Source organism: Blautia sp. HCP3S3_C4, from assembly GCF_052064095.1.
GTDB lineage: Bacteria > Bacillota > Clostridia > Lachnospirales > Lachnospiraceae > Blautia_A.
In genome coordinates, this window is the sequence record NZ_JBQHWF010000019.1 from 30,701 (window position 1) to 54,136 (window position 23,436).

20 protein-coding genes and 1 tRNA gene are annotated in these 23,436 nt (G+C 42.5%); 20 read left to right on the forward strand and 1 reads right to left on the reverse strand.

Annotation, left to right across the window (positions count from 1 at the left end; genetic code table 11):
• Positions 1 to 53 precede the first annotated feature (53 nt).
• The 18 genes from ACTNC6_RS14565 (at position 54) to ACTNC6_RS14650 (ending at position 20,639) form a co-directional block, all read left to right on the forward strand.
• Positions 54 to 2,057 (forward strand): hypothetical protein, encoded by a 2,004-nt coding sequence (locus ACTNC6_RS14565; RefSeq protein WP_441036305.1) that lies wholly within the window; start codon positions 54 to 56, stop codon positions 2,055 to 2,057.
• Positions 2,058 to 2,089: 32 nt separating this feature from the next.
• Positions 2,090 to 4,330, forward strand: coding sequence for a DUF2298 domain-containing protein (locus ACTNC6_RS14570; RefSeq protein ID WP_441044441.1), 2,241 nt, complete (start codon positions 2,090 to 2,092; stop codon positions 4,328 to 4,330).
• Positions 4,331 to 4,446: 116 nt separating this feature from the next.
• A complete protein-coding gene (locus ACTNC6_RS14575) occupies positions 4,447 to 5,502 on the forward strand; it encodes an L-threonylcarbamoyladenylate synthase (protein WP_441036309.1) in 1,056 nt (351 codons plus the stop codon).
• A 30-nt stretch (positions 5,503 to 5,532) separates the two neighbouring features.
• Positions 5,533 to 5,964, forward strand: a complete 432-nt coding sequence (gene rpiB, locus ACTNC6_RS14580) for a ribose 5-phosphate isomerase B (RefSeq protein WP_441036311.1) — start codon at positions 5,533 to 5,535, stop codon at positions 5,962 to 5,964.
• 47 nt (positions 5,965 to 6,011) lie between these two features.
• The gene (locus ACTNC6_RS14585; RefSeq protein ID WP_441036343.1) at positions 6,012 to 6,497 is read left to right on the forward strand and encodes a deoxycytidylate deaminase; all 486 of its coding nucleotides are present in this window, start codon (positions 6,012 to 6,014) and stop codon (positions 6,495 to 6,497) included.
• Positions 6,498 to 6,910: 413 nt separating this feature from the next.
• A complete protein-coding gene (gene proS / locus ACTNC6_RS14590) occupies positions 6,911 to 8,350 on the forward strand; it encodes a proline--tRNA ligase (RefSeq protein WP_441044442.1) in 1,440 nt (479 codons plus the stop codon).
• A gap of 95 nt (positions 8,351 to 8,445) precedes the next feature.
• Positions 8,446 to 9,789, forward strand: coding sequence for a CCA tRNA nucleotidyltransferase (locus ACTNC6_RS14595; protein WP_441044443.1), 1,344 nt, complete (start codon positions 8,446 to 8,448; stop codon positions 9,787 to 9,789).
• Positions 9,790 to 9,838: 49 nt separating this feature from the next.
• Positions 9,839 to 10,867, forward strand: a complete 1,029-nt coding sequence (locus ACTNC6_RS14600) for a phosphotransferase (RefSeq protein WP_441036317.1) — start codon at positions 9,839 to 9,841, stop codon at positions 10,865 to 10,867.
• A gap of 97 nt (positions 10,868 to 10,964) precedes the next feature.
• On the forward strand, positions 10,965 to 11,243 hold the full coding sequence (locus ACTNC6_RS14605) for an HU family DNA-binding protein (RefSeq protein ID WP_019160901.1): 279 nt from the start codon (positions 10,965 to 10,967) through the stop codon (positions 11,241 to 11,243).
• Between the two features lie 66 nt (positions 11,244 to 11,309).
• Positions 11,310 to 11,549, forward strand: a complete 240-nt coding sequence (locus tag ACTNC6_RS14610; RefSeq protein ID WP_019160902.1) for an RNA-binding S4 domain-containing protein — start codon at positions 11,310 to 11,312, stop codon at positions 11,547 to 11,549.
• Between the two features lie 78 nt (positions 11,550 to 11,627).
• On the forward strand, positions 11,628 to 11,909 hold the full coding sequence (yabP, locus tag ACTNC6_RS14615) for a sporulation protein YabP (RefSeq protein WP_173743800.1): 282 nt from the start codon (positions 11,628 to 11,630) through the stop codon (positions 11,907 to 11,909).
• A 9-nt stretch (positions 11,910 to 11,918) separates the two neighbouring features.
• Positions 11,919 to 12,371 carry a spore cortex biosynthesis protein YabQ gene (yabQ, locus tag ACTNC6_RS14620; protein ID WP_243874045.1) on the forward strand — a complete coding sequence of 151 codons (453 nt, stop codon included), beginning with the start codon at positions 11,919 to 11,921 and terminating at the stop codon, positions 12,369 to 12,371.
• A complete protein-coding gene (locus ACTNC6_RS14625; protein WP_441044444.1) occupies positions 12,323 to 12,646 on the forward strand; it encodes an FtsB family cell division protein in 324 nt (107 codons plus the stop codon). The genes yabQ and ACTNC6_RS14625 overlap by 49 nt, the downstream gene beginning before the upstream one ends.
• A gap of 145 nt (positions 12,647 to 12,791) precedes the next feature.
• A complete protein-coding gene (locus tag ACTNC6_RS14630; protein WP_441036320.1) occupies positions 12,792 to 14,285 on the forward strand; it encodes a SpoIIE family protein phosphatase in 1,494 nt (497 codons plus the stop codon).
• A gap of 23 nt (positions 14,286 to 14,308) precedes the next feature.
• Complete coding sequence (gene tilS, locus ACTNC6_RS14635) at positions 14,309 to 15,709, forward strand: tRNA lysidine(34) synthetase TilS (protein ID WP_441044445.1); 1,401 nt, start codon at positions 14,309 to 14,311, stop codon at positions 15,707 to 15,709.
• Positions 15,702 to 16,232, forward strand: a complete 531-nt coding sequence (hpt, locus tag ACTNC6_RS14640) for a hypoxanthine phosphoribosyltransferase (RefSeq protein WP_173743796.1) — start codon at positions 15,702 to 15,704, stop codon at positions 16,230 to 16,232. The genes tilS and hpt overlap by 8 nt, the downstream gene beginning before the upstream one ends.
• A gap of 16 nt (positions 16,233 to 16,248) precedes the next feature.
• The gene (gene ftsH, locus ACTNC6_RS14645) at positions 16,249 to 18,096 is read left to right on the forward strand and encodes an ATP-dependent zinc metalloprotease FtsH (RefSeq protein WP_019160909.1); all 1,848 of its coding nucleotides are present in this window, start codon (positions 16,249 to 16,251) and stop codon (positions 18,094 to 18,096) included.
• Between the two features lie 428 nt (positions 18,097 to 18,524).
• Complete coding sequence (locus ACTNC6_RS14650; protein ID WP_441044446.1) at positions 18,525 to 20,639, forward strand: glycoside hydrolase family 13 protein; 2,115 nt, start codon at positions 18,525 to 18,527, stop codon at positions 20,637 to 20,639.
• A 37-nt stretch (positions 20,640 to 20,676) separates the two neighbouring features.
• On the opposite strand, the gene ACTNC6_RS14655 is transcribed toward ACTNC6_RS14650, so the two are convergent.
• Positions 20,677 to 20,758: transfer RNA gene (locus ACTNC6_RS14655), tRNA-Tyr, on the reverse strand.
• A 261-nt stretch (positions 20,759 to 21,019) separates the two neighbouring features.
• On the opposite strand from ACTNC6_RS14655, the gene fba reads away from it, so the two are divergent.
• Together fba and ACTNC6_RS14665 are read left to right on the forward strand one after the other, a co-directional pair.
• Complete coding sequence (fba, locus tag ACTNC6_RS14660) at positions 21,020 to 21,883, forward strand: class II fructose-1,6-bisphosphate aldolase (protein ID WP_441036327.1); 864 nt, start codon at positions 21,020 to 21,022, stop codon at positions 21,881 to 21,883.
• 227 nt (positions 21,884 to 22,110) lie between these two features.
• Positions 22,111 to 23,385 carry an ABC transporter substrate-binding protein gene (locus ACTNC6_RS14665; protein ID WP_441036329.1) on the forward strand — a complete coding sequence of 425 codons (1,275 nt, stop codon included), beginning with the start codon at positions 22,111 to 22,113 and terminating at the stop codon, positions 23,383 to 23,385.
• Positions 23,386 to 23,436 lie beyond the last annotated feature (51 nt).

Here is a 23,436-nt window from a genome sequence, read left to right on the forward strand (position 1 = left end):
AGAGTAATTGCTATTATTTGAGTTTTTTGAGATTGGAAAAGAGACAGGAAAGGATGACAGAAGGCATTATGCTTGGAATAATATACCTGATTTTGGCGATGCTGCTGGGTTATGAGGCATCAGCCTTTCTTATTGAAAAAGAAGAACAAAAGATATCAGTAAACAGGATCTGGCTTAAGCTTCCGGCAGCTTTTGGCACAGGAATTTTACTGCTGACATGGAGTGTTTATATTGTAGCCTGGTTTTTCAGTGTAGTGGGGGGTGTTCAAGATCCACTGCTATATGGAAATGTGATCGTGCTTGTCAGTGGGACAGTGATACTGGCAGTGATTCTGATGATCAAAAAGAAAAAAAATTATCCCTTTCTGGCAGGAAGGTTATGGGAAGATAAGAGCCGTTTCAGAAAAGAATTGATTTTATATGGATTATTGCTGGTTTTTATTACGTACATGATGTTTTATGTATTTTATATCAGGGACGGAGTACTGTACTCGGGGCTGACAGTTTATGGAGATTATGCACCACACACAGCTATGATGAGATCTTTTTCTCTGGGAAATAATTTTCCCACCCAGTATCCCCATTATGGAGGGGCAGATGTAAAATATCATTTTATGTTTCAGTTCCTGGCTGGAAATCTGGAGTATCTGGGGCTCAGACTGGATTTTGCCTATAATATTGTCAGCATTGGATCTCTTCTTGGTTTTCTTATGCTGCTGAGTCAGCTGGCTGTTCGGATTACCGGACGGTTTTGCTGTGGAGCGGTAACTGTCATTCTGTTTTTTTTCAGAAGCGGAGCTGCTTTTTTCAGATATGTGTGGGAACATCTTCAGACAGGGGATCTGCTGGCGGCTTTGCAGGAGAATACGTCATTTATCGGTTATACTGTAAACGAAAACTGGGGTTTATGGAATTTTAATGTGTATCTGAACCAGAGACACCTGGCATTTGGACTTTTGATCGTAACTCTGGTAATATATGTTTTTCTGGACTGGCTGGAAGCAGGAACCTCTCATAAGGAAAAAGGTTTTTCATGGTTTATACAGCGTATTTTGTCTTTACAGGCCTGGAAGAGCAGAAATCTGGAGAAGGCTTTAATTATGGGATTGCTGCTTGGGCTGAGTGCGTTCTGGAATGGAGCGGCGGTGATTGGCGGATTACTGATTTTACTGGGATTTGCCATTTTCTCCGATGGAAAGGTTGATTATGCGGTTACTGCAGGTACTGCAGTATTCTTTTCTTTTCTCCAGACAAAAATATTTATCCGGGGAAGTGCCATGGATACTAGACTTTATCTGGGTTTTCTGGCTGAGGAAAAAAACTTCTGGGGAGTGGTGAAGTATCTGTTCTGGATGGGAGGTATCTTTTTCCTGGGACTGATCCTGCTGGTATTCTTTATGAAAAGAAGAGAAAAAGCAATGCTTACAGGTTTTCTGTTTCCGGTAATCTTTGCTTTTGTTCTGCTGATGACACCGGATATCAATGTAAACCACAAATATATTGTGATCGCATATGGATTTCTGAGCGTTTTCTGGGCATGGGCAATCTGTAGTCTCTGGGGTAAAAAGTTGTGGAAAAAGCTTCTGGCAGTTCTTTTAGCTGTCTGCCTGACTGCTACAGGAATCTATGATTTTGTTATTATTCTAAAGGGAAACGGAACAGGACACAGGGTGACTGTGAATATGAACAGTGATCTGACCCGGTGGCTGACAGATCATCTTGGAAAACAGGATCTTTTGCTTACTCCGGAATACAGTATGAATGAAGTGACTATGTCAGGAGTGATGCTTTACTGTGGCTGGCCTTATTATGCCTGGTCAGCGGGATACGATACCAATTACAGAGCTGACAGGGCAGTGGAAATTTATACAGCTACAGATGAGAGTGTGTTGAGATCTGTGGTGAAAGAGGAAAAAATTACGTATATTCTTTTTGAGGAAGGATCGGAATTCGAACAGAAAGAATGTCAGGAAGCTTTGATCTCCCAAACCTTCGAGAAGGTCTACGAGACAGAGGATAGAAGAATCCGGATATATAAAACAATTGATGATGAATAAGTGTGACACTAAGAATGAGGAGGAAGACACAGATGAAACAAGTGGTACCCAGAGTGTTTCTGGCAGCAGCTCTGGCTGGACTGTCAGCGTATTTACTGAAGGGTGATGTGTGGACTTTCTGGACCTGGTGGATGCTGGCTTTTCTCATGGGAATGCTGGCTATGCCTGTGACAGGAAAACTTTTTGCTGGATTTGAGGATAAGGGTTGGATTTTTTCAAAGATTCTTTCTATTGCAGTTACCGGATTTCTTACCTGGCTGTTGGTAGCTGTGAAGCTGCTTCCGTTTACTACCGTTTCCTGTATTGGCGTATCTGTAGTGTGCGGGATTTTGTGCATTCTTCTGTATTTTTATCAGATGAAAAAAGGAGTAGATTGTCTGCCGGCTGGCAGAGGAACCTTGATTTTCAGAGAGGAAATTCTGTTTTTTATATTCTTTCTTTTGTGGACTTATGTAGCAGGATTCCGGCCGGAGGCTCACGGAACTGAGAAATTTATGGATTATGGCTTTATGGAGGCTATGATGCGCAGTTCTACTCTTCCGGCAAGAGATCTCTGGTATTCTGAGGGAACCATCAATTATTATTATGGAGGTCAGTATTTTGCTGTTTTTCTTACCAAGCTTACGGGAAGTAAGGTGGAATTGACTTATAATCTTATGCGGACCTTTGTGGCGGCTTTTGCATTTACCCTTCCGTTTTCGCTGGTATATCAGATGACTGTTGATGGATTAAAGGACAGGCTTACAGGGAAAAAACGATGTATCCCCACTTTGGCCGGAGTTCTGGCAGGATTATCTGTATCCATAGCCGGAAATATGCATTATGTGGTGTACTGTAAAATAATACCATGGATCCAGAAGCTTCAGGGAGAAACACCGGACAGCTACTGGTTTCCGGATGCTACCCGATATATCGGTTATAATCCGGTCAATGAACAGGACAAAACCATCCATGAATTTCCCTGCTATTCTTTTGTGCTGGGGGATCTCCATGCTCATGTGGTGAATATTATGTTCGTGTTACTGCTGGTGGGAATTTTGTATGCATGGATGAAACATGTCCGCAGCAGGAAAGCAGTCATAGAGAAAATCAGCCGAAAGCAATTTTGGATAAGGCAGCTTTTTATTCCTCATATTTTGCTGGTATGTGTACTGATCGGAATGTTCCATTTTACAAATTATTGGGATTTTATCATTTATTTTGTAGTTGCAGGGGGAGTGATCCTGTTTACCAATATTATTCAGTTTGAAGGAAAGGTGAAAAAAGTCCTGACTGTTACCATTGTACAGGCGGTTGAGATGATTGTGGTTTCTTATGTGGTGATCCTTCCCTTTACTATGAAATTCCAGACCATGTTCCAGGGGGTAGGAATTGCAACCCATCATTCCCTGATTCATCAGCTGCTGATCTTATGGGGACTTCCCCTATTTCTTACAGTATTGCTGATCATATGTATTCTGTGGGAGAAACTTTGTGACGGCAGAAACAGGGGAGTATATCGCCTGATGCGGGCAATAGCACTGCCGGATTTATTTGCAGTGATCATGGGGCTGTGTGCCATGGGATTGATTCTGATACCGGAACTGGTCTATGTAAGGGACATTTATGAAAATGGAAATGCCAGAGCCAATACTATGTTTAAACTTACTTACCAGGCTTATATTCTTTTTGCCATGACTATGGGATATGGGATTGTACGGATGCTGGCTCTGGCACGGAAAAAAGTGTTTAAGATTTTTTCTGTGATTGGACTGGTGCTTTTGTGCTGGACCTTTGGATATTTCGGAAAAAGTGTAACTTCCTGGTTTGGAAATGTGTGGGAGGTTTCAGGGTATAAAGGACTGAATGCAGTTTCGTTTTTGGAAAACGGAGTACAGGGGGATGCTTCTGCGATCAGATGGCTGAAAAACAATGTGAAGGGAACGGCGGTGGTTCTTGAGGCACCAGGGGAGAGTTATAAAGACTATGATAACAGAGTTTCTGCAATGACAGGGCTTCCCACTGTACTGGGATGGTATGTTCATGAATGGCTGTGGCGGAATGATACAGATGATCTGAATACCAAGAGGACCGAGATTGAGACAATCTATACCTCTTCAGATAAGGAACTGGTGAAAGAACTTCTGGATAAATATGATATTTCCTATATTTTTGTTGGTTCCTGTGAAAGAGAGAAATATGGAACAAATCTGAATGAGGAGATATTGGCAGGATTGGGAAAAAAGGTATTCCAGTCCGAAAATTCTGACACATATATTCTGAAGGTGAACTAGGATGTAATGTTAGAGTGTAACGTCAGAATATCTTTTCATAGACGAAACCATAAAAATCGTGTACAATATTTGTGATATAAATATCAAATCTAATGAAAAAAGAAGGCAGAAGGACAATGAAAGCAGAAGTCGTATCCATGACAGCAGAGCATCTTGATCTGGATGCAATATGTCGTGCCGGAGAAATATTGAAAAAAGGCGGTCTGGTTGCATTTCCCACAGAAACGGTCTACGGACTTGGAGGAGATGCACTGAATCCAGACGCATCCATGAAAATATATGCTGCAAAAGGAAGACCTTCGGATAATCCGCTGATCGTGCACATTGCAGAGTTTGATAAGCTGGCACCCATCGTAGGGGAGATACCGGAGAAAGCCAGAATATTGGCTGAGAAATACTGGCCGGGACCTTTGACTATGATACTCTCAAAGTCAGATCTGGTGCCAAAGGAGACTACTGGCGGCCTGGACAGTGTGGCTGTCCGTTTTCCCAGTGACAGGATTGCCCAGGAAATGATCAAAGCAGCAGGAGGTTATGTAGCTGCCCCCAGTGCAAATACTTCGGGCAGACCAAGCCCTACCACTGCACAGCATGTGATAGAGGATCTGGGTGAGGAAATTGATATGATTATTGACGGAGGTCAGGTTGGAATCGGACTTGAGTCAACAATCGTTGATTTTACAGAAGATGTGCCGGTTGTTTTACGCCCGGGGTATATTTCACTGGAGATGCTGCAGAAGACTCTTGGCGATGTCCGGATGGATAAAGGATTGATCGCATCTGACAGTAAGGTTCGTCCGAAGGCACCTGGAATGAAGTATCGCCATTATGCACCAAAGGCAGATCTGGCTATTGTAGAAGGCAGTCAGGAGGCAGTGGTAAAAAAAATCAATGAACTGGCTGCAGAAGCCAAAGCTCATGGTGAGCTGGTGGGCATTATTGCAACGGATGAGACGAAGGACAGATACCAGGAAGGCCTGGTAGTGAGCATCGGAAGCAGAAGAGAAGAGGAAACAATTGCGCACCATTTGTATGAAGTGCTTCGTGAATTTGATCAGAGTGCGGTCAGATCCATATATTCAGAGGCCTTTTATACGCCAAGAATGGGACAGGCAATCATGAACCGTTTGCTGAAGGCTGCGGGACATAAAATTATCCAGGGGGATAAGTAAGAAATAATATGAATTTCAGGAGGAAAAGGTATGTTAGCTTTAGGATGTGATCACGGAGGATATGAATTAAAACTGGAGATTAAAAAATATCTGGATGAGAAGGGAATCGAGTATAAAGATTATGGCTGTGACAGCCTGGCTTCCGTAGACTATCCGGTATATGCAAAGAAGGTTGCTCATGCCATTCTTGATGGAGAATGTGAAAAGGGAATACTGATCTGTGGAACAGGTATCGGAATTTCTATTACAGCAAATAAGATCAGGGGAATCAGGGCAGCTGTCTGTACAGACTGCTTTACTGCGGAAGCAACGAGACTTCACAATGATGCCAATATTCTTGTTCTTGGAGGAAGAGTTGTAGGTCCTGGACTGGCTGTGAAAATTGTTGAGACCTTCTTAAATACTCCATTCTCCAATGATGAAAGGCACATCAGAAGAATCAATCAGATAGAGACAGAATAAAGTGGACTGCGAATAGCTGCCTGACCAGGGAGGTTTGAGCAATGGATATGAATCATAAACGTACAGATTACTTATCATGGGATGAATACTTTATGGGAGTTGCCATGATGTCAGGAATGCGTTCTAAGGATCCTAATTCTCAGGTAGGGGCCTGTATTGTAAGTGAAGATAATAAAATTTTGTCTATGGGATATAACGGATTGCCAAAAGGGTGTTCGGATGATGAGTTTCCGTGGGCAAGAGAAGGGGATAGCCTTCATACAAAATATTTTTATGTGACCCACAGTGAGCTGAATGCAATCCTGAATTACAGGGGTGGAAGTCTGGAAGGGGCAAAGCTCTATGTGTCTCTTTTTCCCTGTAATGAATGTGCCAAGGCTATTATACAGGCAGGGATTAAGACAATTGTTTATGACTGTGATAAATATGCCCATACTCCGGCAGTGATCGCGTCCAAGAGAATGCTGGATGCTGCGGGAGTGCGTTATTATAAATATAACCGTACAGGCAGAAAAATTACAATAGAGGTATAACGTTAGGATTTTCACCCTTGACACATCCTGAGATTTCGCATAAAATAAAACCAAATGCGAAATATCTATGGCGATGAAGAGAATAGTACATAAGGAGCAATCCCAGAGAGGAATCTGTATGGTGTGAAGATTCTGTGCGCAAATTATGGAACCGGCCTCGGAGCCCCGTGCAATTGAAGTACGGCGTTTTTCCTGCGTTATCGGAAGAAGAGCGAACAGTGTGCAGGCATTTGGGCACAGTGTTAATTAGGGTGGTACCGCCGAAGCCTTTCGGTCCCTTGTGAGGGATGTAAGGCTTCTTTTTTATCTGTGAATGGAAAAAAGAAGTGGAGTACTTACATTCTGATGCCACAAAATACAGTTATTACTGACTGTGAGTTGAAACAAACAATCACAAAAAAGGAGAAACAATCATGGCAAACAACAAGAAAATGGTAGAAGCCATCACATCCATGGAAGAGGATTTCGCCCAGTGGTATACCGACGTTGTAAAGAAAGCTGAACTCTGCGGTTATACCAGCGTGAAAGGCTGCATGGCGATCAAACCTGCAGGATATGCGATCTGGGAGAATATCCAGCATGAACTGGACAGAAGATTTAAAGAAACAGGCGTACAGAATGTGTATATGCCAATCTTTATCCCGGAATCTCTTCTTCAGAAAGAGAAAGATCATGTAGAAGGATTTGCACCTGAGGTTGCATGGGTAACCCACGGTGGTCTGGATCCGCTGCAGGAGCGTCTGTGTGTACGTCCCACATCAGAGACATTATTCTGCGATTTCTATGCAAAAGAGATCCAGTCCCACAGAGATCTGCCGAAGGTATACAATCAGTGGTGTTCTGTAGTGCGCTGGGAAAAGACAACACGTCCGTTCCTTCGTTCCCGTGAATTTTTATGGCAGGAAGGTCATACAGCTCATGCAACAGCTGAGGAAGCAGAAGAGCGTACTATCCAGATGCTGAACCTGTATGCAGACTTCTGCGAGGAAGTTCTTGCAATCCCTGTTGTAAAGGGACAGAAAACAGACAAGGAGAAATTCTCCGGTGCAGAAGCTACTTATACAATTGAATCCCTGATGCATGATGGAAAAGCTCTTCAGTCCGGTACAAGCCATAACTTTGGTGACGGATTTGCTAGAGCATTCGGCATCCAGTATACAGATAAAGAAAACAAACTTCAGTATGTACATCAGACATCCTGGGGAATGACAACACGTATGATCGGTGCCATCATCATGGTACACGGTGACAACAGTGGTCTGGTGCTGCCTCCGAGAATCGCTCCTACACAGGCAGTGATCATTCCAATCCAGCAGAGAAAAGAAGGTGTTCTGGAGAAGGCTGACGAGATGTTTGCAGCATTAAAGGCAGCAGGAGTCCGCGTAAAAGTAGATGATACAGATAAGAGTCCGGGATTCAAGTTCGCAGAGCAGGAAATGCGCGGTATTCCGATCCGTATTGAGTGTGGCCCCAAGGATATCGAGAATGGACAGGCTGTCATCTGCCGTCGTGATACAAGAGAAAAATATACAGTTACATTTGATGAGCTTGTGGAGAAGGTGCAGAAAATCCTGGAAACTATCCAGAAGGATATGCTGGAACGTGCACGTGCTCACAGAGAGGCTCATACTTATGTTGCTACAGATTATGAGACATTTAAGGACACAATTGTTAATAAACCAGGCTTTGTAAAAGCTATGTGGTGCGGTGACCGTGCATGTGAAGATAAGATCAAAGAGGATGTTCAGGCTACATCCAGATGTATGCCATTTGAGCAGGAACATTTAAGTGATGTCTGTGTATGCTGTGGAAAACCGGCTAAGAAGATGGTTTACTGGGGTAGAGCATACTAATCAGTAAGGCAATAAAGAAAACCGGCAGCAGAAATAATATCTGGATGCCGGTTTTTAGAATTAATCATGAATAGAAAAAGGGTAAGGATGGTCATATGATTCTGGAAATACCAAAAAACGCGGAAACAATTTTGCATATACTGGAAAATGCAGGATATGAGGCTTATGTAGTAGGCGGATGTGTCCGCGATTCTATCCTGGGACGAAAACCGGACGACTGGGATATTACTACATCTGCGAAGCCTGAGCAGGTTAAGGAACTGTTTCACAGAACAGTGGATACAGGTCTGCAGCACGGAACCGTGACTGTCCTTATGGAGAAAGAAGGCTATGAAGTTACAACTTATCGGGTGGATGGCGAATATGAGGATGGCAGACATCCGAAAGAGGTAACCTTTACAGCAAGCCTTGAAGAGGACCTGAAGCGCCGTGATTTTACCATCAATGCCATGGCGTATAATCCTTCCGGCGGATTGGTTGACCTTTTTGGCGGGCTGGAAGATATTGACAGAAAGATTATCCGCTGTGTGGGAAATCCGCTGGAACGTTTTACAGAAGATGCACTTCGCATTATGCGTGCTGTGCGGTTCAGTGCCCAGCTTGGATTCTCCATCGAAGAGGAAACACGCAAGGCGCTGAAGGTGCTGGCACCCAATCTGAAACATGTGAGTGCAGAGCGAATCCAGGTGGAATTAGTGAAGCTTCTGATGTCTCCTCATCCGGATTATCTCAGAACAGCTTATGAAGCCGGCATTACTGCAGAATTTCTTCCGGAATTTGATGCCTGTATGGAGACACCTCAGAATACTCCCCATCATTGTTATACAGTAGGGGAGCATATTCTGCACAGCCTCTGCTATGTGCGGGCAGACAGGGTTCTTCGTATTACCATGCTTCTTCATGACATTGGGAAACCGGCAGTAAGAAAGATCGATGAGAATGGAAGAGATCATTTCAAAACCCATGGAAATGCAGGGGAAAAAATGGCAGGCCAGATTCTTCGCAGACTGAAGTTTGACAATGATACCATTCGTAAGGTAACCCGTCTGGTGAAATGGCATGATGACAGACCGGAGGGAACACTCAAATCTGTCCGCCGTGCTGTTAACAGGATCGGTGAGGATCTTTTTCCCCTGTATCTTGAAGTACAGCAGGCAGATATGCTTGCTCAGAGTCTGTATAGGAGAAGTGAAAAACAGGCACGTCTGGACAGTGTAAGGGATGCATACAGACAGATTATAGAGGAAAAACAGTGCGTATCATTGAAGACACTGGCAGTTACAGGCAGAGATTTAATAGAGAATGGTTACAGACCCGGCAGAGAGATTGGGGAAAAACTGGAAAAACTTTTAAATCTCGTTCTGGAAGATCCGGAGAAAAATCAGAAAGAAATTCTATTGGAAATTATAAGGAAAGATCAGGAAAAGAATCCGGCATAGCAGGATTCTTTTTTGCATATGTATAGAAAGTACAAAAAAAGAGGGGGATATGTCATTGTATGATTACGGACTAGGCACTCTTTCTCAGTATGGCCTGAATGCAGAACGTTCTGCAAGGACAAGGGGTGCCCTGCTTTGCTATACAGAACAGGGAATTTTGATACTGAGAGAGTTTCACGGTTCGGAAAAAAAACTGAAAAAACAGCAGGAGCTTTTGCTTCTCCTTCAGGGAAATGGCATAAATACAGATTATTTCCTGGAAAATACCCAGGGCAGTCTCATCAGTCAGAGTAAGGATGAGCAGATGTTTACACTTCAGCATTGGTATGAAGGGCAGGAATGCAGTACCAGATCAAGAGAGGACATTCTGAAAAGTGTAGGAACACTGGCAAAATTACATAATGTCATGAAAATGGAGCCTGCAGAAGAATACAGGGCAAGATCGCTGAGGGAGGAATATATACGGCATAACCGGGAAATCCGAAAGATACGCAAGTTTATCCGTCAGAAAGGTGCTTCCGGAGTTTTTGAAAAAAAATTTCTTTCCAGCGTAGAGGGATTTTTACAGAGGGGGGAGCTGGCACTGGAAATGCTGGAAGAAACGGATTATGACAGTCTCAGGGAAAAAGCCTGGAAGGAGGGAACTGTCTGTCACGGAGCATATAATCAGCATAATGTACTGATGCTGAGAAAGGGGGAAGCAGTGACGAATTTCGGAAACTGGTGTTTTGATATTCAGATGGCAGATCTGTATCATTTTATGAGAAAAATTCTGGAAAAATACAGCTGGGATCTGACATTGGGGAAAGAAATGCTGACAGAATATCACAGGATCCGACCTGTTTCTTATCAGGAATGGCAGAATCTGAAGGTGCGTTTTACTTATCCTGAAAAATACTGGAAACTGGCCAATTATTACTATTCACACAAAAAAGTATGGATTTCCGGGAAAAATGTGGAAAAGCTTGAAAACCTGATTAATCAGAAAGAAATATGGGAAAAATTTATACAGAATTGTTTTCAAAAATATTTTCTGAACGATCATACAGAATTGGCTGAATGTGGTGAAAAACCTTGACAATATAAGGGAAATGGTATATAAACTAATGATAGAGCGCTGTCGCTTCTGGCGGGTGCTGACAAACAAGAAAGAGAGTATTAGAGGAGGAAACACCATGAATAAAACAGAATTAGTAGCAGCTATGGCGAAAGAGACAAATTTATCCAAGAAGGATGTAGAAGACGTACTGAAATCTTTCGTTGATGTGGTTTCTAAAGAACTGAAAAATGGCGGAAAGATCCAGTTAGTTGGATTTGGTACATTTGAAGTAAGTGAAAGAGCTGCTAGAGAGGGAAGAAATCCTCAGACTGGTGAGACAATGAAGATCGAAGCATCTAAAGCACCTAAATTCAAAGCCGGAAAAGCTTTAAAGGATATGGTTAACGCGAAATAATTGATTGACGATAGCCGACAGGGGGGACGGAAGTTCCCTCTTTTTTACTACCTGTGAGGAGGAATTATGCGTTTAGATAAATATCTGAAGGTCTCACGACTGATTAAGCGCCGTACTGTGGCAAATGAAGCCTGCGATGCAGGCAGAGTCCTGGTAAATGACAAACCTGCAAAGGCATCTGTACAGATCAAAACAGGAGATGTGATTGAAATCCAGTTTGGAAGCAAAAATGTACGGGTGGAAGTTCTGGAGGTCAGGGAGACTGTGAAGAAAGAAGATGTAGAGAGTATGTACAAATATCTTTGAGCTGAAATTACTTCTATTTAAAGTTTTCTGCACATAAACTACTGATAAGTAAGAGGAAAAGAAATCCGGAGGACAAAGTTGGAAGAAAGGGGAAATCTTTCTGACCATAGTCTGAAGCTGAGGGATCGCCGGATAGGTACGGTGACCGGTGTACAGGATATAAAATCCTTTGATGATAAAGAAATACTGCTTTTTACAAAAGCGGGAAAACTGTTGATAAAGGGAGAACAGCTTCATGTGAAGCGCCTGAATCTGGAAAAAGGAGAAATTGATCTGGAGGGAAGAGTTGATAATCTCTGTTATCTTTCTAAAAATGCAGATAATAGAGAAAAACCACTTCTCAGAAGGTTATTTCATTAACAGATGAGTATGTTTATTCATCATGAACTATTTCTTGTAATTCAGGCGTTGGGAACGGGGGCTGTTCTCCTTTTGTGCTATGATCTGCTGAAAGTATTTAGAAAGTACGCTGTTCGTTCCCGCAAAATATCAAATGCACAGGACATTCTGTACTGGATAGGAAGTGCACTGTATATCTTTGCCAGGACTTGCCGGAATAATGATGGAAATCTCCGCTTTTATATGATTCTGAGTTTGGCGGCAGGAGCTGGTCTGTGTCATTTGACTGTCAGTCCTTTCTTTGTGAAGTTTTGTGGAATACTCTTTGATATTTGTATAATTATTGGGAAAAAAATAATAAAATGGTTGCTATTTCCGGTCAGAAGAGGTAAAATTTTCTGGTATAAACATGTAGTAAAAGGAAGGCTGGCAAATTGGGTAATTCTAAGAAGAAACGAAAAACGAAAAGAAACAGAAAAATAGGATATAATTCTCTTGGAATGCTTGCTATTGCGCTGGTTGTTCTGGTACTTCTGGGAGGATTAATACATGAGAGCCGGAATCTCAGAGAGCGTCTGGCAGTGTATGATGCCAAGGCTGCTACCATAGAGCAGGAGATAGAGAATGAACAGGCCCGTACAGAAGATATTGATAAACTGAAAGAATATATGCAGACAGATGAGTATGTGGAGGAAATCGCCCGGGAGAAGTTGGGACTTGCGAAGGATAATGAGACTGTTTTTAAAAAGGAACAGTAGCAGAGCCTATATGTCGAAAACTTTTCAGATTTGTTCGTCTGTATTTGACAGATATTTTAAAACCCAATCCTTATAATATTTCTTTGACGGAGAATGAAGGGGGTACTGTGAGAACAGGACAGTAACAGATAAGGGGAGGGAGAATATGCAGGAATGGATGCTTGCCATGCTCGTGATCAGTATAACACTGATCATACGGGACATGGCAAAAACTATTTTGGCGGGAAATGTACCGGATACACAGGAAATGATCGCTTTGTGTGACAGTCATCCCCAGAAGGAAAGGGTGGAGCAGTATGCAGCCTCTTTTCGGAGACTGGCAGACACTTTTTATGGTATGCCATATCCCAGGGATTACTTAAGCAGCGGACAGATACGACAGATTACAGAAGATACCAATGAACAGGTGTGTGCCAGATGCTATCGGAGAGAAATCTGCTGGGAAAGCAGGGGCAAAGAGATGTGTCAGGAGACAGAGCTGTTGGTCCGGGCACTGGAAAGTGGAAAGGAAGAAGAAATCCAACAGATTCGGGGGGACTGGATGAGCTTCTGCGGGCGTTCCGTGCAGTATTACCATACAGTTTTTCAAAATTTTCAGCTGGAGAAAATGAACCAGATATGGGACAACCGTATGATTGAGAACCGGCTGGCAGTGGCGCAGCAGCTTGGGGAAGTTTCCAGGATTATGGAACATATGGCTGATGATCTGTATGATATGGAAAGATGTACTCCGGAATTTGAGGAGAAGCTTCGGAAAATACTTCGGAAGCGTCATGTGATCTTACGTCAGGTATGGATGATGGACAGGCGCAAAAGCAAAAAACAGATATTTCTCACTATGAGAGCCAGAAGCGGGCAATGTATTTCCATGACAGAAATTGCACAGCTTTTGTCTGAACTTTGTGAAAAACCTATGGCACCTGCCAGCGGAAGCCGATGTATTGTAAACGGAGAGTATCATACAGCACATTTTGTTGAGGATGTCAGTTATCAGATGTTATATGGTACAGCAACTCTGACAAGAGAAGAAGAGAAGGTTTCCGGCGATAATTATCTGTGCAGGCAGGAGGAGGGAGGGCGTTTTATTATGTGCCTCTCAGACGGAATGGGGTCAGGTATGGATGCGTGCAGGGAAAGCGAGACTGTGGTAGAACTTTTGGAGCAGTTTCTGGAATCAGGCTTTTCCCAGGAAACTGCTGCCAAAATGGTAAATTCCGCATTGGTACTTAAAGGACAGGAAGGAATGTTCTCTACAGTAGATATGTGTGCTGTGGATCTGTATACAGGAATCTGCAACTTTCTGAAGGCTGGAGCAGCTTCTACTTTTATTAAAAGAGGACATGGGGTAGAAACGATCACTTCTGAAAGTCTGGCAGCCGGACTGGTTCAGCAGATTGATTTTGAAACTGCTTCCAGAAAGCTTTATCATGGAGATTATCTGATCATGATGACAGATGGGGTATTGGATGCTCTTCCGGTACAGAAGGAGGAGGAAACCATGAAGGAAATTATTCTGGATGTACATGAAGAGTCACCGAAGGAGCTGGGGCGGGAAATCCTGGAACGTGTGTTGGGATACAGTGACTACCGTGCCAGAGATGATATGACTGTGCTGGTGGCCGGTATCTGGAAGAAATAGAGAAAACAGGAGTCACAGAAGAAATGTATAAAAGAATTGCTGGTTACATGAAAGAAAATCATATGACAGAAGCCGGATATACAGTGCTGGCAGGTGTATCAGGAGGAAGTGACTCCATGCTGATGCTCACAATCCTGAGAGAACTGCAGAAGCCGCTGGATTTTAAGCTTGCGGCTGTGCATGTACATCATGGGATCCGTGGACAGGAGGCAGACAGGGACAGGGCTTTTGTAGAGCAGATCTGTGAGGAATGGGGAATTCCCTGTCATGTGTTTCATTATGATGTTCCTGCTTTAAGCAGAAAGTGGAAGCTTGGGGAGGAAGAGACCGGCAGACTGGTACGCAGGGAGGCGTTTGAGAAAGCTGCCCATAGTTATACAGATCAGAAGGTACGTATTGCATTGGCACATAATCAGGAAGATCTTGCAGAAACCATGCTTCATAATCTGTGCAGGGGAACCGGTTTGAGAGGATTGTGCACTATGCGTCCGACTGCGGAAAAAATCATACGTCCTATTTTGTGCCTGAATCGAGGGGAGATTGCTGATTTCCTGGAAAAATATCAGATTCCACATATACAGGACAGTACAAACCTGTGCGATGAATATACACGAAACAGGATACGGCATCATATTTTACCGGCTTTGGAGCAAGGGATCAATCCAAAAGCAACTGCCCATATGGCAGAAACCGCGTTCAGGCTTTCTCAGGCAGAGGACTACCTGACTGCCCGGGGGACAGAGCTGGCAGAGAAATTTTATAGAGAGGGCAGGTACTGTTTTACAGAAGAATTTTTTGGGACTCCGGAAATTCTTCAGATTTATGCACTCCAGCAGGCAATGGAGAAACTGGCAGGAAAGAGAAAGGATATTACCTCTGTTCACTATCAGAAGCTTTGCAATCTGTGGAATATGCAGACAGGAAGAAAAATAAATCTTCCTTATGGAATGGAGGCAGAAAGAAGATATACAGAAGTAGACTTGCACGTAACATATTCGGAAGATATCTGTGAGAAAAAAACTTCTGATCAGCCTGCAGGGCAGAGGATTTTGGTGCCTGGGGATACAATTGGTCCCTTGGGAAGGATCCATACAGAAGTATTTTTGTATGACGGGCAGAAGATTGAAGAAAAAAAGTATACGAAATGGCTGGATTATGATAGAATAATAAAGTATCCGTGCATCCGGACCAGGAAAACCGGTGATTATATTGTTATCAACAGCAAAGGAGACAGAAAAAAGATCAATCGCTGTATGATTGATGAAAAGATCCCGGCAGACAGGAGAAATCAGGTTCCTCTCATTGCAGTGGAGGATGAAATACTTTGGATCATAGGAAGCAGGATAAGTGAGCGATATAAAATAACCCCCTGTACCAGGATGGTTTTAGCATTAACATACCAAGGAGGAAATAAAAATGAGTGAGAAAATCAGAGTTTTACTCAGTGAAGAGGAAGTAGATTCCCGTATCAGAGAAATCGCAGCAAAGATCAGCAGAGATTATGCAGGAAAGGAAATACATTTGATCTGCGTCCTTAAAGGCGGTGTATTCTTTACCTGTGAGCTTGCAAAAAGAATTACAGTTCCGGTAACTCTTGACTTTATGTCTGTTTCCAGTTATGGAGATGATACCAAGTCCAGCGGAGTTGTGAAGATTGTGAAGGATCTGGATCAGCCATTGGAGGGTAAGAATGTGCTTATTGTAGAGGATATTATTGATTCCGGAAGAACCCTGAGTTATCTGATCGATATTCTTGGAAAGAGAAAGCCGGAAAGCATTCATTTGTGCACTCTGCTTGATAAACCTGAGCGAAGAGTAAGAGATGTTAAGGTGGATTACAGCTGCTTTAATATTCCGGATGAGTTTGTGGTAGGCTATGGTCTGGACTATGCGCAGAAATACAGAAATCTTCCGTTTATCGGAGTAGTGGAACTGGGGGAAAACTGAAAGGAGACAGAATCAAGTGAATAAACAGCCAAGCAGAATTGGTCTGTATCTGGTGCTGCTTGTTGCTCTTGTTGCTGGTTATTTCTATTTAAATAATCAGGTGGTATCTCAGAGCAGCTATACGCAGAAACAGCTGGAACAGGCTCTTGAAGACAACAGAGTGGTTGATGCAACGATTCAGCAGAACAGAGAGGTTCCTACCGGTGCAGTGATCGTAGATACCACAGATTCCGGTCAGAAAAAAGTATATGTGACGGATGTGAACCAGGCAATTGAATTGCTGAATAAATATAATATTGATGTTACAACGCAGAATGTGCCGGGAGATAACATATTTTTGACAACTCTGCTCCCTGTACTTCTTACAGGAGCACTGGTGATTTTCCTGATCATGATGATGAACCGGCAGATGTCAGGAGGCGGTGGAAGTAATGCCAAGATGATGAATTTTGGTAAAAGCCGTGCCAGGATGTCCTCTCCGGATGATAAAAAGGTAACCTTTAATAATGTAGCAGGTCTGGAGGAAGAAAAAGAAGATCTGGTAGAAGTAGTAGACTTTCTGAAATCTCCTCAGAAATATACAAAAGTAGGTGCCAGAATTCCTAAAGGTGTGATCCTTGTGGGACCTCCCGGAACAGGTAAGACACTTTTGGCCAAGGCAGTGGCAGGAGAGGCAGGAGTTCCGTTTTTCTCTATCTCCGGCTCTGATTTTGTGGAGATGTTTGTTGGTGTAGGTGCTTCCCGTGTGCGTGACCTGTTTGAAGAAGGAAAGAAGCATGCCCCCTGCATTATCTTTATTGATGAGATTGATGCGGTTGCAAGACAGCGTGGTACAGGAATGGGAGGCGGCCATGATGAGAGAGAGCAGACGCTGAATCAGCTTCTGGTAGAGATGGATGGTTTTGGTGTTAATGAAGGAATCATTGTGATGGCTGCTACCAACCGTGTGGATATTCTGGATCCTGCAATCCTGCGGCCGGGTCGTTTTGACCGTAAGGTCGCAGTGGGACGTCCGGATGTAAAGGGCAGAGAGGAGATTTTACGTGTCCATGCCAAGGATAAACCTCTGGGTGAGGATGTGGATCTGAGACAGATTGCAAAGACAACGGCAGGATTTACAGGTGCAGATCTGGAAAACCTGCTGAATGAAGCTGCTATTGAGGCTGCCAGACAGGAAAGAGGCTTTATTCTTCAGGCTGATATTAAGAGTGCATTTATCAAAGTAGGTATTGGTGCGGAGAAAAAGAGTAAGGTAATATCTGACAAAGAGAAGAAGATTACAGCGTACCATGAGTCCGGTCATGCCATTCTTTTTCATGTACTGCCGGATATGGATCCTGTGTATACCATTTCTATTATTCCTACAGGAATGGGGGCTGCAGGTTATACCATGCCGCTGCCGGATAACGATGAGATTTTTAACACCAAAGGACAGATGCTACAGGATATCATGACTTTGTTAGGAGGCCGTGTGGCAGAGGAGATTATTTTTGGTGATGTTACTACCGGGGCGTCCAATGATATTAAGCGTGCTACTGCTACTGCCAGAAGTATGGTGATGAAATATGGAATGTCTGATAAAATTGGCCTGATCTCCTACGGAGACGATGACGATGAGGTGTTTATCGGCAGAGATCTGGCACACACCAGAAGCTACAGTGAAGAAGTATCCAGGTCTATTGATGAAGAAATTCATCGTATTATTACAGAATGCCATGATCGTGCGAAAGAGATCATTATGGAACATGAGGATGTGCTCCACAGCTGTGCAAAGCTTCTTCTTGAGAAGGAAAAAGTACACAGAGATGAATTTGAAGCACTTTTTACAAGAGAAAATTCTGTGGAAGAAAACCCAAGTATATAAAACAACCAAAAAAGTGTGCCGAATTTTGTGAAGTTTGTGCACACTTTTCTCTTGCTCCATGGTACTATATAAATCGTAAAAACCCCCCAATACATTATATAGTTTTTGCTACACCCCATAAGAAGAGATACCTTCTCCAAAAAAGACAGCTTTATCCCGCTGTCTTTTTTTCGTTGATGAAAACATGTAAATCAGAGGTTTTATTGATGATCCTGGGTTTAGGCAGAATAACTGAATAAAAGCCATTTTTATAGCAATCCGATTATTGTCATTGGGGAGATTTTCATATAGAATATAGTAAGTGTCCCTGGTGTGGACATTTCTGCAGGATAAAAAATGCAGATAATTCTTATGATAATATTAAAAATATTATGTGCGATGGGAAAGAAACTGTCGGATGTAATGGTAAAAGAGAGGAGCAGGCAGACATGGAACATGAAAAGAAAGATATCAGGAGAAAAATGCAGTATATCTTAAACATGCGCCCTGTTTTTAATAAAGAGGCACTTTTTTCAGATGGAACAGAATATTACAGAAGTCCATCAGAACCAAAAGCAGGAGATACAGTAACCATTAAATTCCGGACCCAGAGAAACAATGTGGATTCTGTTTATCTGGTAAGCGGTAATCTGCGTAAACAGATGGAATATAGTGAGACTGAAAGTGGTTTTGATTATTATACAGTACAGATCACAGTAGGAGAGGATATTTTTCGCTATTATTTTGAGATCAGATATGGATCTGTAACCTGCTATTACAATAATCTGGGAGTCTCCATGGAACGTGAGGAGCGGCTGGACTTTGAAATTTATCCTGGATTTGATACACCGAAATGGGCAAAAGGGGCGGTCATGTATCAGATTTATGTGGATCGTTTTCTCAATGGTGATCCAACGAACGATGTTGTGACCGGGGAATATGCCTATATTGGAGAACTTAGCTCACAGGTAGAGAACTGGAGCAAGATTCCGGCTGTAATGGGGGTCAGGGAATTTTATGGCGGTGATCTTCAGGGAATTATGAATAAGCTGGATTATATTCAGGATCTGGGAGTAGAAGTGATCTATCTGAATCCTATTTTTGTTTCGCCAAGTAATCATAAGTATGATTGCCAGGATTATGATTATGTGGATCCACATTATGGACGGATTGTGGAAGACTGTGAGGAAGGGGTTCTCTGTGGTGATGACAGAGATAATTCACATGCATGGAAATATATCAAACGTGTGACAAATAAAAAGAATCTGGAAGCAAGTAATGAACTTTTTGCAAAATTAACAGCGGAGATACACAGAAGAGGAATGAAGATCATTCTGGATGGTGTATTTAATCATTGTGGATCCTTTAACAAGTGGATGGACAGAGAGCGGATTTATGAAAAACAGGAGGGATATCCTAAGGGAGCTTATGTCAGCGCAGACAGCCATTATCGGAACTTTTTCTCCTTTAACGATCCTGACAAGTGGCCGTATAATCCTACTTATGATGGATGGTGGGCACATGATACCCTGCCCAAATTAAATTATGAAGGCTCCAGGGAACTTTATGACTATATTTTGCATGTAGGACAGAAATGGGTTTCTGCGCCTTACAATGTAGATGGATGGAGACTGGATGTAGCAGCAGATCTGGGACACAGCAATGAATTTAACCATCAGTTCTGGAAAGATTTCCGGAAAGCGGTAAAAGAAGCAAATCCCAATGCAATTATTCTGGCAGAACATTATGGAAATCCGGAAGGATGGCTTAAGGGAGATGAATGGGATACTGTTATGAACTATGATGCTTTTATGGAACCTTTGACCTGGTTCCTGACAGGCATGGAGAAACATAGTGATGAGTACAGAGAGGATCTCTATGGAAATAGTGATGCGTTTATCGGTGCTATGAAAACACATATGCGTGCATTGCATATGTCGGCACTTCAGATCGCAATGAACGAATTATCCAATCATGATCATTCCAGATTCCTGACCAGGACCAATCACAGAGTAGGAAGGATTTCTTACGCAGGAGCTGAGGCGGCCTCCGAAGGAGTAAATACTGCTGTGATGCGTGAAGCAGTTGCTATACAGATGACCTGGCCGGGTGCTCCTACTGTCTATTATGGGGATGAAGCAGGGCTTTGCGGGTTTACAGATCCAGATAACAGACGTTCTTATCCATGGGGGCGTGAGGATTATCAGATGATTGATTTCCACAAAGCGATGATTCGGATCCACAGAAAGTATGAAATATTAAAGACAGGTTCCCTGGCATTTTTATGGAATGATTATCAGGGGCTTGCCTATGCCAGATTTTCACGAGAGGAACAGATTATTGTGATCATCAATAACCGTCAGGAAGACAGAGAAGTGGAAATTCCATTGTGGCAGGCTGGAATCAGCCGGCTGGGGGATGTGAAGCTTCAGAGGATTATGGTTTCCGATAAAGATAATTTTACGGAACAGGAGGAGGAATTTGTAGCATCTGCAGGCATATTGCGAGTGTTAATGCCGGGCACAGGAGTTATGGTCCTCTGGCATAAAAATCAGAATTGTTAGAAAGAAAAAAGGTTCAGGCATTTGCCTGAACCTTTTATGGATGGAGAAGGATTCGAACCTTCGAAAGCGTTGCTAACAGATTTACAGTCTGCCCCCTTTGGCCACTCGGGAATCCATCCTTAAACCGTTTGTTATTATAGCGGATATTCTGGAAAATTGCAAGTGCTTTTTTGTATAAATTTATAAGGGGTTGGTTGAGGATTTTGGTTGTCATTTTTTTGGCAAAACGCTAGACGAATTTGTTGAAATCTGGTAATATACAGTTATCTGGATGTGGAAAATATAATTTATTGAGATAAATCAGGATATTTTTCATATGTAAGAGATGATTATCGTAGCTGTAGCATCAGAAGGCAGTTACAGATTAGGAGGAATTTATCATGTTAGTAAGCGCAACAGAAATGCTGAAAAAAGCAAAAGCTGGTCATTATGCAGTTGGACAGTTCAACATCAACAACCTTGAGTGGACAAAGGCTATCCTTTTAACAGCTCAGGAACTGAACTCTCCTGTAATCCTTGGTGTATCCGAAGGTGCTGGTAAATATATGACCGGTTATAAAACAGTTGTTGGTATGGTTAATGGAATGATGGAAGAACTGAACATCACTGTTCCTGTAGCTCTTCACCTTGACCACGGCAGCTATGAAGGATGTTTAAAATGCGTGGAAGCAGGATTCTCATCCATTATGTTCGATGGATCTCATTATCCGATCGAAGAGAACGTTGCAAAAACTAAAGAACTGGTTAAGATCGTTGCTGAACACGGAATGTCTCTGGAAGCAGAAGTTGGCTCCATCGGCGGTGAAGAAGACGGTGTTGTAGGTATGGGTGAATGTGCAGATCCTCAGGAATGCAAGATGATCGCAGACCTTGGTATTGATTTCCTTGCAGCAGGTATCGGTAACATCCATGGAAAATATCCGGCTAACTGGAAAGGCTTAAGCTTTGAGACTCTGGATGCTATCCAGAAACTGACAGGAGATATGCCACTGGTACTTCACGGCGGCACAGGTATCCCGGCAGACATGATCAAGAAAGCAATCGACCTTGGTGTATCCAAGATCAATGTTAATACAGAATGCCAGCTTTCTTTTGCAGCAGCTACACGTAAATATATCGAAGAAGGAAAAGATCAGCAGGGTAAAGGATACGATCCTCGTAAACTTCTTGCACCTGGCTTCGAAGCAATCAAAGCTACTGTTAAGGAAAAAATGGAATTATTCGGATCAGTTAACAAAGCCTGAGACATAAAGGCATAAAGAGAGAACAGACTCTGACAGGATTGACCTGACGGGGTCTGTTTTTTTTCTTCTTTTTTATGATATAAAAAAATGTATATATAAAAAAATCAATATCTGAAAAATTTATCATGTTTCTTGATTTTTTATCATGGCGAAATCCTGCTGAAAAATTTACAATATATTCAAGTTATGAAACAGAAAACATCATAGGAAAAGGAGAGAAAACGATTATGAAGATGAAGAAAGTAACAGCAATGGGAATGGCAGTACTTATGGCAGCAACTATGATCCCGGCAGTACCGGCAATGGCTGATGACGCCGGAAAGGTTTATTACTTAAACTTCAAACCAGAGCAGGATGAAGCCTGGCAGAACCTGGCAAAAGAATACACAGAGGAAACTGGTACAGAGGTAACTGTTGTTACAGCAGCTTCCGGACAGTATGAGACAACACTTCAGTCAGAAATGGCAAAGAGTGATGCACCTACTTTATTCCAGGTAAACGGACCGGTTGGTTTGAAAAACTGGAAAGATTACTGCTATGATCTGAAAGATTCCGATATTTACTCACAGCTGACATCTGATTCCTACAGCTTAAAGGATGGAGATGCAGTGGACGGAATCGCATATGTAATCGAATCCTATGGTCTGATCGTAAATAAGACCTTACTTGAAAAAGCAGGATATACTCTGGACGATATTAAATCCTTCGATGATTTAAAGAAAGTTGCTGATGATATCCAGAGCAAAAAAGATGATCTGGGAATTAAGGGAGCATTTACTTCCGCAGGTATGGACGGATCCTCTGACTGGAGATTTAAAACACATCTTGCAAACCTTCCAATCTACTATGAGTATAAAGAAGACGGAATCGATGATACAGATGCGATTAAAGGTACATACCTTGATAACTACAAGAATGTATTTGATCTTTATATTACAGATTCTACCTGTGACGGTTCTGAGCTTTCTGCAAAAACAGCAGATGACTCCAGAAATGAATTTGTAAATGGTGAAGCAGTATTCTATCAGAATGGTTCCTGGGAATATGGTGAACTTTCCAAAACATTCAAAGATGATGAGCTGGCTATGATCCCGATCTACTTTGGTGTAGATGATGCAAACGAAGGTCTTGCAACCGGTACAGAAAATTACTGGTGTGTAAATAAGAATGCATCTGAAGCTGATGTAAAAGCAACACTTGATTTCATGAACTGGTGTGTAACCTCTGAGGCAGGAACAAAATCTATGGCTGAAGATATGGGATTCACAATTCCTTTCAAAACAGCAGAGGCACCAAGCAATGTATTTGTAAAACAGGATGCAGAGTACACAGAAGCTGGTCTGACACCTGTATCATGGAACTTTACAACAATGCCATCTGAAGAGTGGAAAAATACTCTTGGATCTGCTCTTACAGCATATGCAGCAGGATCTGGCTCCTGGGATGATGTTAAGAGTGCGTTTGTTGACAACTGGGCAACAGAGAAGGCACTTTCCGAATAATGAATAAAAAAATAAGGGAGGCAGAGATTCCTGTCTCCCTTTTATAGATTC

Excerpts from the sequence above, each read along its gene's own strand:
- ACTNC6_RS14565 (WP_441036305.1), top strand. The coding sequence starts at position 54 with ATGACAGAAGGCATTATGCTTGGAATAATATACCTGATTTTGGCGATG.
- ACTNC6_RS14570 (WP_441044441.1), top strand. The coding sequence starts at position 2,090 with ATGAAACAAGTGGTACCCAGAGTGTTTCTGGCAGCAGCTCTGGCTGGA.
- ACTNC6_RS14575 (WP_441036309.1), top strand. The coding sequence starts at position 4,447 with ATGAAAGCAGAAGTCGTATCCATGACAGCAGAGCATCTTGATCTGGAT.
- rpiB (WP_441036311.1), top strand. The coding sequence starts at position 5,533 with ATGTTAGCTTTAGGATGTGATCACGGAGGATATGAATTAAAACTGGAG.
- ACTNC6_RS14585 (WP_441036343.1), top strand. The coding sequence starts at position 6,012 with ATGAATCATAAACGTACAGATTACTTATCATGGGATGAATACTTTATG.
- proS (WP_441044442.1), top strand. The coding sequence starts at position 6,911 with ATGGCAAACAACAAGAAAATGGTAGAAGCCATCACATCCATGGAAGAG.
- ACTNC6_RS14595 (WP_441044443.1), top strand. The coding sequence starts at position 8,446 with ATGATTCTGGAAATACCAAAAAACGCGGAAACAATTTTGCATATACTG.
- ACTNC6_RS14600 (WP_441036317.1), top strand. The coding sequence starts at position 9,839 with ATGTCATTGTATGATTACGGACTAGGCACTCTTTCTCAGTATGGCCTG.
- ACTNC6_RS14605 (WP_019160901.1), top strand. The coding sequence starts at position 10,965 with ATGAATAAAACAGAATTAGTAGCAGCTATGGCGAAAGAGACAAATTTA.
- ACTNC6_RS14610 (WP_019160902.1), top strand. The coding sequence starts at position 11,310 with ATGCGTTTAGATAAATATCTGAAGGTCTCACGACTGATTAAGCGCCGT.
- yabQ (WP_243874045.1), top strand. The coding sequence starts at position 11,919 with ATGTTTATTCATCATGAACTATTTCTTGTAATTCAGGCGTTGGGAACG.
- ACTNC6_RS14630 (WP_441036320.1), top strand. The coding sequence starts at position 12,792 with ATGCAGGAATGGATGCTTGCCATGCTCGTGATCAGTATAACACTGATC.
- tilS (WP_441044445.1), top strand. The coding sequence starts at position 14,309 with ATGTATAAAAGAATTGCTGGTTACATGAAAGAAAATCATATGACAGAA.
- hpt (WP_173743796.1), top strand. The coding sequence starts at position 15,702 with ATGAGTGAGAAAATCAGAGTTTTACTCAGTGAAGAGGAAGTAGATTCC.
- ACTNC6_RS14650 (WP_441044446.1), top strand. The coding sequence starts at position 18,525 with ATGGAACATGAAAAGAAAGATATCAGGAGAAAAATGCAGTATATCTTA.
- fba (WP_441036327.1), top strand. The coding sequence starts at position 21,020 with ATGTTAGTAAGCGCAACAGAAATGCTGAAAAAAGCAAAAGCTGGTCAT.
- ACTNC6_RS14665 (WP_441036329.1), top strand. The coding sequence starts at position 22,111 with ATGAAGATGAAGAAAGTAACAGCAATGGGAATGGCAGTACTTATGGCA.